Genomic DNA, 12963 nt, shown 5'->3' with positions numbered 1-12963 from the left:
TACACACTACAGGAATCACGGAGTCGTTATGCAACAGTCTGATCCGTATCTCTCTTTCCGCGGCATCGGTAAAACATTCCCCGGCGTAAACGCGCTGACCGATATCAGCTTCGACTGCTATGCCGGCCAGGTTCATGCCCTGATGGGGGAGAACGGCGCGGGAAAATCCACGCTGCTAAAAATTCTCAGCGGCAACTACACGCCCACCACCGGCACGCTGGCCATTCGCGGCGAAGAGGTGGCCTTTGACGATACCACGGCAGCGTTAAACGCGGGCGTCGCCATCATCTATCAGGAGCTGCATCTCATTCCTGAAATGACCGTGGCGGAGAACATCTACCTGGGCCAGCTTCCGCATAAAAGCGGCGTGGTCAACCGCTCGCTGCTCAACTATGAAGCGGGCTTGCAGCTCAGGCACCTTGGGCTGGATGTCGATCCGCAAACGCCCCTTAAGTATCTCTCCATCGGCCAGTGGCAGATGGTGGAAATTGCCAAAGCGCTGGCGCGTAACGCCAAGATCATCGCTTTTGACGAGCCAACCAGCTCGCTCTCGGCGCGTGAAATTGAAAACCTCTTTCGCGTGATCCGCGAGCTGCGCAAAGAGGGCCGCATCATTCTGTACGTCTCCCACCGTATGGAAGAGATTTTTGCCTTAAGCGATGCCATCACCGTGTTTAAGGATGGCCGCTACGTGCGCACCTTCACCGATATGCAGCAGGTCAATCATGACCAGCTGGTGCAGGCGATGGTTGGGCGCGATCTGGGGGATATTTACCACTGGAAGCCGCGCGAGTACGGCCCTGAGCGTCTGCGTCTGGATAGCGTTAAAGCCCCAGGCGTGCGCACACCTATTTCACTCTCGGTGCGCAGCGGCGAAATCGTCGGGCTGTTTGGCCTTGTCGGGGCAGGGCGCAGCGAGCTGATGAAAGGGCTGTTTGGCGGGACGCGCATTACCCAGGGCCAGGTCTTCGTCGACGGGAAAAAGGTCGATATACAGAAGCCTGCGCAGGCGATTAACGCGGGCATCATGCTCTGTCCGGAGGATCGAAAGGCCGAAGGCATTATTCCAGTGCACTCGGTGCGCGACAACATCAACATCTCTGCCCGGCGCAAGTTCATCCGCGCGGGATGTCTGATTAACGACGGCTGGGAGGCGAGCAACGCTGATCACCATATCCGTTCGCTGAACATCAAAACTCCCGGGGCTGAACAGCTGATCATGAATTTGTCCGGCGGCAACCAGCAAAAAGCCATTCTGGGGCGCTGGCTGTCGGAAGACATGAAGGTCATTTTGCTGGATGAACCAACGCGCGGTATCGACGTGGGGGCGAAACACGAAATCTATAACGTCATCTATGAGCTGGCAAAACGCGGCGTGGCGGTGCTGTTCGCCTCCAGCGATCTGCCCGAGGTGCTGGGCGTCGCTGACCGCATTGTAGTGATGCGTGAAGGCGAAATTGCCGGTGAATTGCTGCATGAACAGGCGAATGAACAACAGGCGTTGAGTCTCGCCATGCCTAAAGTTAGCCAGGCTGTCGCCTGAGTAAGGAGTCAATGATGTCCTCTGTTACTACATCCGGAGCGCCGAAGTCGGCTTTCAGTTTTGGCCGCATCTGGGACCAGTACGGCATGCTGGTGGTTTTTGCCGCCCTGTTCGTTGCGTGCGCGATTTTTGTGCCAAACTTCGCGACCTTCATCAACATGAAGGGGCTGGGGCTGGCCATCTCCATGTCCGGCATGGTGGCCTGCGGAATGCTATTCTGCCTGGCCTCCGGCGATTTTGACCTGTCGGTCGCCTCGGTGATTGCCTGTGCCGGGGTCACCACTGCCGTGGTGATCAATATGACCGAAAGCCTGTGGATCGGCGTGCTGGCGGGGCTGATGCTCGGCGTGCTGAGCGGTCTGGTGAACGGCTTTGTGATTGCGCGCCTGAAGATTAACGCCCTGATCACGACGCTTGCGACCATGCAAATCGTGCGCGGTCTGGCCTATATCATCTCCGACGGTAAGGCGGTGGGGATTGAAGACGAGCGCTTCTTTACGCTGGGCTATGCCAACTGGCTGGGCTTGCCTGCGCCTATCTGGCTGACAGTAGCCTGTCTGATCCTGTTTGGTTTCCTGCTTAACCGCACCACCTTTGGTCGTAATACCCTGGCGATTGGCGGGAACGAGGAAGCGGCGCGTCTGGCGGGTGTCCCGGTCGTACGGACCAAGATCATTATCTTCGTGCTGTCCGGGCTTGTGTCGGCAGCGGCGGGGATTATTCTGGCGTCGCGTATGACCAGCGGCCAGCCAATGACCTCTATCGGTTATGAGCTGATTGTCATTTCAGCCTGCGTATTGGGGGGCGTATCCCTCAAGGGCGGCATCGGAAAAATCTCATATGTGGTGGCGGGGATCCTGATTCTGGGGACCGTGGAGAACGCCATGAACCTGCTTAATATTTCTCCGTTCTCTCAGTACGTCGTACGCGGCCTGATCCTGCTGGCAGCAGTGATCTTCGACCGTTACAAGCAAAAAGCTAAGCGTACCGTCTGATTTATTTTTAGCCACTCATCTGCTCAACTATTAACCATAGTTGACCCCCTGACCGGCCCGCCAGTTATGCTGACGGGCCGGTTGCTAAATGGCGAGCGCCGTCACACTGTCTATACTTACATGGCTGTTTTGTTCACTGTAAGGAGGATTAGGGTGGCTGACTTGTTAACCGCACCGCCTGTACTGCCCGGAAAATTTGCTTTCTTTTTTGACCTCGACGGGACGCTCGCCGGGATTGAACCGCATCCTGACGACGTTGTTGTACCGGATCTGGTGTTAGAGAATTTGCAGCAGCTCTCCCGACAGAACGAGGGGGCACTGGCATTGATTTCAGGGCGCTCAATGGCCGAGCTGGATGTGCTCGCCAGTCCTTATCACTTTCCGCTGGCCGGTGTGCACGGAGCGGAGCGCCGCGATATCCATGATCAACTGCATATAGTTTCACTCCCCGATACGCTGGTTCAGGCGCTGCATGCGCAACTCTCTTCTGCTCTGGAACTGCTTCCCGGTACGGAACTGGAAGCCAAAGGCATGGCCTTTGCGCTGCACTACCGTCAGGCGCCTCACCATGAGGCGGCGATCTTTTCGGTAGCAAGAAGCGTGGCGGAAGCCCATCCGGAGCTGGCGTTACAGCCGGGTAAATGTGTGGTCGAGATTAAACCAGCAGGAATTAATAAAGGCGCTGCCATTGCAGCGTTTATGGCGGAAGCGCCGTTTAAAGGGCGTACGCCAGTATTTTTTGGGGATGACCTGACCGATGAGGCCGGGTTCAGCGTGGTAAACCAGGCCAGTGGCATGTCTGTCAAGGTAGGGCCGGGTGAAACCGTTGCCGGATGGCGGCTGGAAAACGTCGCCAGCGTCTGGCAGTGGATATCTGATGTCGCTAACCAGCAACAACAACAAATAGCGCAAAACAACGGGAGAAATCATTATGGGTCGCTTAGTCGTCGTCTCTAATCGCATCGCACCGCCGGATGATAAAAAAGCCAGTGCCGGTGGCCTGGCGGTCGGGGTATTAGGTGCCCTCAAAGCCGCGGGTGGTCTCTGGTTTGGCTGGAGCGGGGAAATCAGTAATGATGAGAAACCGCTTAAAAAGGTGTCACGGGGCAATATCACGTGGGCTTCCTTCGCACTCAGTGAGAAGGACTATGATGAATATTATTCCGAGTTCTCAAACGCCGTGCTGTGGCCAGCGTTTCACTATCGTCTGGACCTGGTGAAATTCCAGCGTGAATCCTATGAAGGCTATATGCGCGTTAATGCGCTGCTGGCAGATAAACTGCTGCCGCTGATCGAAGAAGACGATATTTTATGGATCCACGATTACCATCTGCTGCCTTTCGCCAGAGAGCTGCGAAAACGTGGTGTGAATAACCGAATCGGTTTTTTCCTGCACATCCCTTTCCCGACGCCGGAGATTTTCACGGCACTGCCGCAGCATGAAGAGATCCTTGAGGCGCTGTCCGATTACGACCTGCTCGGTTTCCAGACGGAAAACGACAGGCTGGCCTTCCTCGACAGCGTGTCCGGTAAAACCCGACTGGTCACTCACGGCGGCAAATCTCACACCGCGTGGGGACGTAATTTCCATACCGAGGTCTACCCGATTGGTATTGAGCCAGACGAAATTGCCGAGCAGGCCTCCGGTCCATTGCCTCCGAAGCTTGCCCAGCTTAAGGATGAACTCAAGCACGTTAAGAATATCTTTTCGGTTGAACGACTTGATTATTCCAAAGGGTTGCCGGAGCGATTCCTCGCGTATGAAACCCTGCTGGAAAAATTTCCGCAGCATCACGGCAAGATTCGTTATACCCAGATAGCGCCGACCTCACGCGGTGAGGTTCAGGCCTATCAGGATATCCGTCACCAGCTTGAGACCGAAGCAGGGCGCATCAACGGGCGCTACGGGCAGCTTGGCTGGACACCACTTTTCTATTTGAATCAGCACTTTGAGCGCAAAATTCTGATGAAAGTGTTCCGCTATGCGGACGTCGGGCTAGTCACGCCCCTGCGCGACGGGATGAATCTGGTGGCAAAAGAGTATGTTGCAGCACAAGATCCTGCTGACCCGGGTGTGCTGGTGCTGTCTCAATTTGCCGGTGCGGCAAACGAGTTAACCTCAGCGCTGATTGTAAACCCTTACGATCGCGATGACGTGGCAAATGCCCTGAACCGTGCGTTAACTATGCCGCTTGCGGAACGTATTTCACGCCATTCGGAAATGATGGAGACCATCATGAAGAATGATATTAACCGCTGGCAGGCGCGTTTTATTGACGATTTGCGCGCGATCCAGCCGCAAAGTCAGGAAGGTGATCTGCAAAAAAAGATCGCGACCTTCCCTAAACTCGCCTGATTTTCTCCGGGGGCATTAATTGCCCCCAAGAGGCACCAGCAGGACATCAACCTGGCTTGACGAAACGATAGATTTTGCCGAGCATGCCGCACGAGAAAAAAAACTCTGGTTATGATTTCCGCAAATAACCAGGTCAATATTCTCTTTCTGACAGATGTCGAGTATATGCGCGCTTAATTCACCGGTCGCGATAACGGTCTGATGAATCGGATAGTCTGCCCTCTCCACCAACTCTTGCAGGAATTGGTGCGTTTCCTCCTGCAATACCTCACGTATATCTTCCAGCATCGGCGCAGCCAGCTGATTATACATTTCGGGTTCTGCAGCCAGCGTGATCAGGCTGATGCGGGCATTGGCGGGGCGGGCGATGGATACGGCTCGGGCGACAAGCTGGTGGCTTTCGGGAGAAACAGCAACTGAAACAAGCAGATGGGAGTAACTCATCACGCACTCCTTTGATGTCAGAATGACAAGTTTCCCCAGCTTTACCGCGAAAATGTCATTACTGCAAGAGGTGAATGCGTCATTAGTGTGAAGCTTATCATAATTATTCATTAATTATTCTTATAAGAAGAATAACTGAAAAGATGGCCTAAATGAAAAAAATTAACAGCTTAACGTAAATTACACATTTTCCCTTCCGGGTGGTTAACACGCCTTAACTCATCATCAACCCGGCGTAGATCGTTACGCAACGAAACTGATTTTTGTGTTGCCAGCGTTAACCCCCTGTTTTTACTTTATTAATTAATGGTAGTTTCAACGTGAAGTTTTCCCCATAGCAGATCAATGCGGATTTGCCCTGTCTTTACATTTCCCAGACCCAATTCCCCCGTCAGGATGCATGAGTATTCGTTCCTAAAGAATATAAACAAGCTTGGGTTGGATAAAAAACACCCAAATTACAAGTCACGCTGATGGATTTATGGGTTACATTCGCGTAAATTATGTGACACAGATCACATTTTTTTTAAATTCCAGGGGGGGCTGCATTGTATGTGTCAAAACTGACGAGTAGAGTTTGCGTCGAATTAGGAAAAATCTTAGTTATTTGTAAGAAAAGATAAAATGTGTAACCGACATTTTGGCCATGTTAACCGGTCACGCGCTTTACGACGTACAAACCTAAATTCAACTATGCATTTGGCCTTTTCTTTTTATACCGGGTGATTTCCCGGCGACATCACGGGGTGCGGTCTTTCCGCATAAAAATAATAGTTGGTTATTCGGGATGGGAAAAATGCATACATCCGAGTTGCTAAAACATATTTACGACATCAATTTGTCGTATTTATTGCTCGCGCAGCGTTTGATTAGTCAGGACAAACCGTCAGCGATGTTTCGTCTGGGTGTTAACGAAGAGATGGCAACCATGCTGGGGGGATTAACACTTCCGCAGATGGTCAAGCTGGCTGAAACCAATCAGCTTGTCTGCCAGTTCCGTTTCGATAACCCGCAGACCATTACGCGTCTGACTCAGGAATCCCGCGTAGACGATCTGCAACAGATCCACACCGGTATTCTTCTCTCCACCCGCCTGCTCAACGAAATCAGCCAGCCTGACGACGTAGCCCGGAAGAAAAGGGCTTAACAATGAGCGAAAAAAGCATTGTTCAGGAAGCCCGTGATATCCAGCTGGCAATGGAACTCATCACGCTGGGTGCGCGTTTACAAATGCTGGAAAGCGAGACGCAACTGAGCCGTGGTCGTTTGATCAAGCTGTACAAAGAATTGCGTGGTAGCCCACCGCCAAAAGGCATGCTGCCGTTTTCGACTGACTGGTTCATGACCTGGGAGCAGAACATCCATGCTTCCATGTTCTGTAACGCCTGGCAGTACCTGCTTAAAACAGGCTTATGCAGCGGCGTGGATGCCGTGATTAAAGCCTACAAACTTTACCTTGAGCAATGCCCGCAGCAGGAACAGGGACCCCTGCTGGCGCTGACCCGCGCCTGGACGCTGGTGCGTTTTGTTGAAAGCGGAATGCTTGAATTGTCGCGCTGCAACTGCTGTGACGGCAATTTTATTACCCACGCGCACCAGCCTGCGGGCAGCTTCGCCTGTAGTTTATGCCAGCCTCCATCCCGAGCCGTAAAAAGACGTAAACTTTCCCGGGATGCTGCCGATATTATTCCACAACTGCTGGATGAACAGATCGAACACGCTGTTTAACCCGAACCTGTGGGCAAGATTCCAGCAGCGGTAAGCGATTACCGCTGCTTTTTTTTACCCTGCGTTCAGGTCACGCGCTCGAAATGAACGTCCTGCCATAGTCACTAGCGGAAGGATGATGTCGTGCTTATCTTATTAGGTTACCTGGTAGTTCTCGGTACAGTTTTCGGCGGTTACATGATGACCGGCGGGCACCTTGGAGCACTCTATCAACCGGCTGAACTTGTCATCATCGGCGGTGCAGGGGTAGGGGCTTTTATCGTTGGTAACAACGGTAAATCGATCAAGGGCACGCTGAAGGCGATTCCGCTGCTGTTTCGTCGCTCGAAATACACCAAAAGCATGTATATGGATCTTCTGGCGCTGCTCTATCGCCTGATGACGAAGTCACGTCAGCAAGGAATGTTCTCGCTGGAGCGGGACATTGAAAACCCGAAAGAGAGCGAAATTTTCGCCAGCTACCCGCGTATTTTGGCTGACGCGATGATGCTCGATTTTATCGTCGATTACCTGCGACTGATCATCAGCGGCAACATGAACACCTTCGAAATTGAAGCCCTGATGGACGAAGAGATCGAAACCCACGAGAGCGAATCCGAAGTTCCGGCCAACAGCCTGGCGCTGGTGGGCGACTCGCTTCCGGCGTTCGGTATCGTGGCGGCGGTCATGGGCGTCGTTCATGCCCTGGCCTCGGCGGATCGCCCGGCGGCTGAACTGGGCGCCCTGATTGCCCACGCAATGGTGGGAACGTTCCTCGGTATTTTACTGGCATACGGCTTTATCTCCCCGCTGGCGAGCGTGCTGCGCCAGAAGAGCGCTGAAACCACCAAAATGATGCAGTGCGTGAAAATTACGCTGCTCTCAAACCTCAACGGTTATGCGCCACCGATCGCCGTCGAATTTGGCCGTAAGACGCTCTACTCCAGCGAACGTCCGTCGTTTATCGAACTGGAAGAGCATGTGCGCGCGGTGAAAAACCCCAACCAACAGACGACAACTGAGGACGCATGAAAAACCAGTCCCATCCGATCGTCATCGTAAAAAAACGCAAGCATAAGGGGCACGGGCACGGTTCTCACGGCTCATGGAAGATCGCGTACGCCGACTTTATGACCGCCATGATGGCCTTCTTTCTGGTGATGTGGCTGATCTCCATCTCCAGCCCGAAAGAGCTTATTCAGATTGCGGAATATTTCAGAACGCCGCTGGCGACGGCGGTCACCGGCGGGCCGCGCATATCGAACAGCGACAGCCCGATCCCCGGCGGCGGTGACGATTACACCCAGCAGCAGGGCGAAGTGAAAAAACAGCCTAACATCGATGAGCTGAAAAAACGGATGGAGCAGGCGCGCCTGAAAAAACTGCGCGGTGACCTGGATCAGCTGATTGAGGCGGACCCTAAACTGCGCGCGCTGCGTCCGCATCTGAAAATTGACCTGGTGCAGGAAGGGCTGCGTATTCAGATCATCGACAGCCAGAACCGACCGATGTTCAAAACCGGCAGTGCCGACGTGGAGCCCTACATGCGCGATATTCTGCGTGCGATTGCACCGGTGCTGAACGGCATTCCGAACCGCGTTAGCCTCTCCGGTCACACGGATGATTTCCCGTACGCCACGGGAGAGAAGGGATACAGCAACTGGGAGCTTTCTGCCGATCGCGCCAACGCCTCGCGTCGCGAGCTGGTGGCGGGTGGGCTTGATGATGGCAAGGTCCTGCGCGTGGTCGGCATGGCTGCAACCATGCGCCTGACCGACCGCGGACCGGATGACGCCATCAACCGTCGTATCAGTCTTTTAGTGCTGAACCAGCAGGCGGAGCAGGCCATCCTGCATGAAAACGCCGAAAGTCAGAATGAGTCACTGGACGATTTAAAACAGCCTGGGGCCGTCCCTTCGGCTGCCGTTCCAACATCGCCACCAGCCAATCCGAGGTGATAGCGTGAGCATGGATATTACCGATTTTTACCAGACATTTTTTGATGAAGCCGACGAATTGTTGGCCGATATGGAGCAACATTTGCTGGATCTGGTGCCCGAGGCACCGGACTCAGAACAGCTCAACGCCATCTTCCGTGCGGCGCATTCCATTAAAGGCGGAGCCGGAACGTTTGGATTTACCATTTTGCAGGAAACGACCCATTTAATGGAAAACCTGCTGGATGAAGCACGACGCGGTGAGATGCAGCTCAATACCGACATTATCAACCTGTTTTTGGAAACGAAAGATATTATGCAGGAACAGCTCGACGCCTATAAAAGTTCGGCAGAGCCTGATGCCGCCAGCTTTGAATACATCTGCAACGCGCTGCGTCAGTTAGCGCTGGAAGCCAAAGGTGAGGCGTCTGCGCCCGTTGTCCCTGCGGCAAAACTGAGCGTTGTTGACGCCGCGGCCAAACCAGACAGTGCGCCTGATGCGCCCGCAGGAAAATTGCGCGTAGTGCTGTCACGGCTGAAAGAGAACGAGGTCAACCTGCTGGAAGAGGAGCTGGGTAACCTGGCGACGCTCAGCAACGTGGTGAAGGGTAAAGACAGCCTGGCCGCGACGCTCGACGGCGGGATCGGTCAGGATGACATTGTGGCGGTGCTGTGCTTCGTGATTGAAGCGGATCAAATTGCGTTTGAAACCGAGGCGGCGGCCGTTGAAGTGCCCGCGCCGGCAGAAATTGCCCCTGCGGTAGTTGCCGCTGCCCCTGCACTGAAAGCCGTGCCCAAAGAGACGGCCGCCCCGGCCCGCGGTGAAAAACCGGCGGCGCGCTCCAGCGAGTCAACGAGCATTCGCGTGGCGGTGGAGAAAGTGGATCAGCTGATCAACCTGGTGGGTGAACTGGTGATCACCCAGTCGATGCTGGCCCAGCGCTCCAACGAGCTGGACCCAGTGACCCACGGCGATCTCATCACCAGCATGGGCCAGTTACAACGTAACGCCCGCGATTTGCAGGAATCGGTGATGTCCATCCGCATGATGCCGATGGAATATGTCTTCAGCCGCTTCCCGCGCCTGGTGCGCGACCTGGCCAGCAAGCTCAACAAACAGATCGAACTCACGCTGATGGGCAGCTCCACCGAGCTGGATAAGAGCCTGATTGAACGCATTATCGACCCGTTAACGCACCTGGTGCGTAACAGCCTCGACCACGGCATTGAGCTGCCGGAAAACCGCGTGGCAGCCGGAAAATCGCCAGTGGGCAACCTGATCCTGTCAGCAGAACATCAGGGCGGCAACATCTGCATCGAAGTGACCGATGACGGCGCGGGCCTGAACCGCGAGCGCATTCTGGCGAAGGCGATTTCGCAGGGCATGGCGGTCAACGAAAACATGACTGACGAAGAAGTGGGCATGCTGATTTTTGCCCCGGGCTTCTCAACCGCAGAGCAGGTCACCGACGTTTCCGGCCGCGGCGTGGGCATGGACGTGGTGAAACGTAACATTCAGGAGATGGGCGGTCACGTTGAGATCCAGTCTAAGCAGGGCGCGGGCACCACGATCCGTATCCTGTTGCCGCTGACGCTGGCCATTCTTGACGGCATGTCCGTTAAAGTGGCGGACGAAGTCTTTATTCTGCCGCTGAACGCGGTGATGGAATCCCTCCAGCCGCGCGAAGAAGATCTGCATCCGCTGGCGGGCGGCGAGCGCGTGCTCGAAGTGCGCGGCGAGTACCTGCCGCTGGTGGAACTGTGGAAAGTGTTCGAAGTGGACGGGGCAAAAACCGAGGCCACGCAGGGTATCGTTGTGATCCTGCAAAGCGCCGGACGCCGCTACGCGCTGCTGGTCGATCAGCTGATTGGTCAGCATCAGGTGGTGGTTAAGAACCTGGAAAGTAACTACCGCAAAGTGCCGGGGATCTCTGCTGCCACCATACTGGGTGATGGTAGCGTCGCGCTGATCGTCGATGTATCGGCACTTCAGGGATTAAATCGTGAACAACGTGTGGCGAACACAGCCGCCTGATTAAGTAAAAGGTAATAACATGACCGGTATGAGTAACGTAACGAAACTGGCGGGCGAGCCATCTGGGCAGGAATTCCTGGTTTTCACTTTAGGTGATGAAGAGTACGGTATCGACATCCTGAAAGTGCAGGAAATTCGCGGGTACGATCAGGTAACGCGCATCGCGAACACGCCAGCGTTTATCAAGGGTGTGACCAACCTGCGCGGTGTGATTGTGCCTATCGTGGATCTGCGCGTGAAGTTCAGCCAGGGTGATGTGGAGTACAACGATAACACGGTGGTGATTGTTCTGAATCTGGGGCAGCGCGTGGTGGGGATTGTGGTGGACGGCGTGTCAGATGTGCTGTCGCTGACCGCCGATCAAATCCGTCCTGCGCCGGAGTTTGCGGTCACGCTGTCGACGGAATACCTGACGGGGCTGGGTGCGCTCGGCGAGCGTATGCTGATTCTGGTGAATATTGAGAAGCTGCTGAACAGCGAAGAGATGGCGCTGCTGGATATTGCGGCGAATCACGTGGCATAAAATAATGCCGGGTGGCGGCTTCGCCTTACCCGGCCTACAAATGGCTCCAACACGTAGGCCGGGTACGCGCCAGCGCCACCCGGCTCTTTTGTATCTTTACGCCTCCTGCTCCACCAGCTCTGCCTCCGCTTCCCGCGCCCCTTCATTCTGCGACAGCATCGCCGTCGCAATCCCGTTCCCCAGCACGTTAATGGCCGATCTCCCCATATCCAGGAAATGGTCAATCCCCATCAGCAGCAGGATCCCGGCTACCGGAATGTTAAAGCTCGGAATGGTTGCCGCCAGCACCACCAGCGACGAGCGCGGTACGCCCGCAATGCCCTTCGAGGCCAGCATCAGCGTTAACATCAGCACCGTCACCTCGGTAAAACTCAGGTGAATGTTGTACGCCTGGGCAATAAACATTGAGGCGAACGAGCAGTACACCATGGAGCCGACCAGGTTAAACGAGTAGCCGATCGGCAGGACGAAAGAGGCGATATTCCGTGAACAACCAAAGCGCGCTAACTGCTCCAGCGTTTTTGGGTATGCCGCTTCAGAGCTGCTGGTGGTAAACGCCACCAGCACCGGATCTTTCAGCATCGCCACCAGACGGAAAATCTCTTTCTTCAGTACCATGTAACCCACGGCCAGCAATACAAGACAGGTCAGGAGGATCGCCACATAATAACCGCCAATAAACGAGGCATAGTTCAGCAAAATGCCCAGCCCCTGGGTGGCAATGACGGACGAAATCGCCGCGAAAATGGCCAGCGGCGCAACGTACATCACGTAGCCCGTCACCTTCAGCATAATGTGGGATACCACATCCAGCGCCGCGACCAGCGGGGCGTTGAATTTTTGGCCCAGTGACGCGCCGCCAATGCCGAAGAACATCGAGAAGACCACAATTTGCAGGATCTCATTGTTCGCCATCGCGCCGGCAATGCTGGTTGGAATGGTGTGTGACAGGAAGGCTTTCAGCGACATCCCGCTCACGGCCAGGCCGGTATCAACCGTCTCTGTCGGAATGCTCAGGTTCAGACCGCTGCCGGGTTGTTCAAGGGTAACAATAAACAGCCCCACCAGAATGGAAAGTACGGATGAGCTGATAAACCACACCATCGCTTTACCCCCGACGCGCCCAATCGTAGACGTTTCACCCAGCCTCATAATGCCCACCGTCAGGGTGCTGAACACCAGCGGGGCTATCACCATCTTGATCAGCCGCAGGAAAATATCGGTCAGCAGGGTGATGTTCTCCGACCAGGCCTGTATCGCGTCGGGCGAAGCATACTCATGGATCGCCGCACCGGAAAGAATGCCCGCCAGCATGAAAATCACGATGAAGAGCGTGAGTTTGTTTGCACTTGCCACAAAAAGATCCTCTATGCGCTAAAAGAGTTTCCTGCGTCAATGCATACAAAATTTTTATTTAAGCGCA

General features: G+C 54.6%; 12 protein-coding genes. 10 read left to right on the top strand and 2 right to left on the bottom strand.

The genetic code is table 11. The annotated features are described in order from the left end of the window. Positions 1–28: 28 nt before the first annotated feature. The 4 genes from araG to otsA all read left to right on the top strand — a co-directional run bounded on the left by araG (position 29) and on the right by otsA (position 4894). A complete protein-coding gene (gene araG, locus L2Y28_RS13265; RefSeq protein WP_022648517.1) occupies positions 29–1543 on the top strand; it encodes an L-arabinose ABC transporter ATP-binding protein AraG in 1515 nt (504 codons plus the stop codon). A gap of 14 nt (positions 1544–1557) precedes the next feature. Beyond that, a complete protein-coding gene (araH, locus tag L2Y28_RS13260; RefSeq protein WP_022648516.1) occupies positions 1558–2538 on the top strand; it encodes an arabinose ABC transporter permease AraH in 981 nt (326 codons plus the stop codon). Between the two features lie 153 nt (positions 2539–2691). Continuing rightward, complete coding sequence (otsB, locus tag L2Y28_RS13255) at positions 2692–3495, top strand: trehalose-phosphatase (RefSeq protein ID WP_022648515.1); 804 nt, start codon at positions 2692–2694, stop codon at positions 3493–3495. Then, entirely contained in the window at positions 3470–4894 is a 1425-nt protein-coding gene (gene otsA / locus L2Y28_RS13250; protein WP_022648514.1) for an alpha,alpha-trehalose-phosphate synthase, read from the top strand. Before otsB ends, otsA begins: the two co-directional genes overlap by 26 nt. Positions 4895–4909: 15 nt before the next feature. On the opposite strand, the gene uspC is transcribed toward otsA, so the two are convergent. Further along, positions 4910–5338 (bottom strand): universal stress protein UspC, encoded by a 429-nt coding sequence (gene uspC / locus L2Y28_RS13245; RefSeq protein ID WP_022648513.1) that lies wholly within the window; start codon positions 5336–5338, stop codon positions 4910–4912. Positions 5339–6134: 796 nt separating this feature from the next. Here uspC and flhD point away from each other — a divergent pair. From flhD to cheW, 6 genes are all read left to right on the top strand, one after another. Further along, the gene (gene flhD / locus L2Y28_RS13240) at positions 6135–6485 is read left to right on the top strand and encodes a flagellar transcriptional regulator FlhD (protein WP_003859693.1); all 351 of its coding nucleotides are present in this window, start codon (positions 6135–6137) and stop codon (positions 6483–6485) included. Between the two features lie 2 nt (positions 6486–6487). Next, complete coding sequence (gene flhC / locus L2Y28_RS13235; protein ID WP_022648512.1) at positions 6488–7066, top strand: flagellar transcriptional regulator FlhC; 579 nt, start codon at positions 6488–6490, stop codon at positions 7064–7066. A gap of 123 nt (positions 7067–7189) precedes the next feature. Continuing rightward, on the top strand, positions 7190–8077 hold the full coding sequence (gene motA / locus L2Y28_RS13230; protein ID WP_236919553.1) for a flagellar motor stator protein MotA: 888 nt from the start codon (positions 7190–7192) through the stop codon (positions 8075–8077). Beyond that, entirely contained in the window at positions 8074–9003 is a 930-nt protein-coding gene (gene motB, locus L2Y28_RS13225; protein ID WP_022648511.1) for a flagellar motor protein MotB, read from the top strand. Before motA ends, motB begins: the two co-directional genes overlap by 4 nt. A gap of 4 nt (positions 9004–9007) precedes the next feature. Next, the gene (cheA, locus tag L2Y28_RS13220) at positions 9008–11017 is read left to right on the top strand and encodes a chemotaxis protein CheA (protein WP_022648510.1); all 2010 of its coding nucleotides are present in this window, start codon (positions 9008–9010) and stop codon (positions 11015–11017) included. Positions 11018–11036: 19 nt separating this feature from the next. After that, entirely contained in the window at positions 11037–11540 is a 504-nt protein-coding gene (gene cheW / locus L2Y28_RS13215) for a chemotaxis protein CheW (protein WP_003859699.1), read from the top strand. Between the two features lie 96 nt (positions 11541–11636). On the opposite strand, the gene L2Y28_RS13210 is transcribed toward cheW, so the two are convergent. Continuing rightward, complete coding sequence (locus L2Y28_RS13210) at positions 11637–12896, bottom strand: dicarboxylate/amino acid:cation symporter (RefSeq protein WP_022648509.1); 1260 nt, start codon at positions 12894–12896, stop codon at positions 11637–11639. Positions 12897–12963 lie beyond the last annotated feature (67 nt).

Origin of the sequence: Enterobacter sp. JH25, assembly GCF_021725435.1 — a bacterium.
Classification (GTDB): Bacteria; Pseudomonadota; Gammaproteobacteria; order Enterobacterales; family Enterobacteriaceae; genus Enterobacter; species Enterobacter intestinihominis.
This window is presented reverse-complemented; position numbering and strand designations above follow the sequence as displayed.

Bases quoted from the DNA above. Each gene is read 5' to 3' on its own strand.
- motB (WP_022648511.1), top strand. From the start codon at position 8,074: ATGAAAAACCAGTCCCATCCGATCGTCATCGTAAAAAAACGCAAGCAT.
- flhC (WP_022648512.1), top strand. From the start codon at position 6,488: ATGAGCGAAAAAAGCATTGTTCAGGAAGCCCGTGATATCCAGCTGGCA.
- otsA (WP_022648514.1), top strand. From the start codon at position 3,470: ATGGGTCGCTTAGTCGTCGTCTCTAATCGCATCGCACCGCCGGATGAT.
- cheW (WP_003859699.1), top strand. From the start codon at position 11,037: ATGACCGGTATGAGTAACGTAACGAAACTGGCGGGCGAGCCATCTGGG.
- uspC (WP_022648513.1), bottom strand. From the start codon at position 5,338: ATGAGTTACTCCCATCTGCTTGTTTCAGTTGCTGTTTCTCCCGAAAGC.
- araH (WP_022648516.1), top strand. From the start codon at position 1,558: ATGTCCTCTGTTACTACATCCGGAGCGCCGAAGTCGGCTTTCAGTTTT.
- flhD (WP_003859693.1), top strand. From the start codon at position 6,135: ATGCATACATCCGAGTTGCTAAAACATATTTACGACATCAATTTGTCG.
- araG (WP_022648517.1), top strand. From the start codon at position 29: ATGCAACAGTCTGATCCGTATCTCTCTTTCCGCGGCATCGGTAAAACA.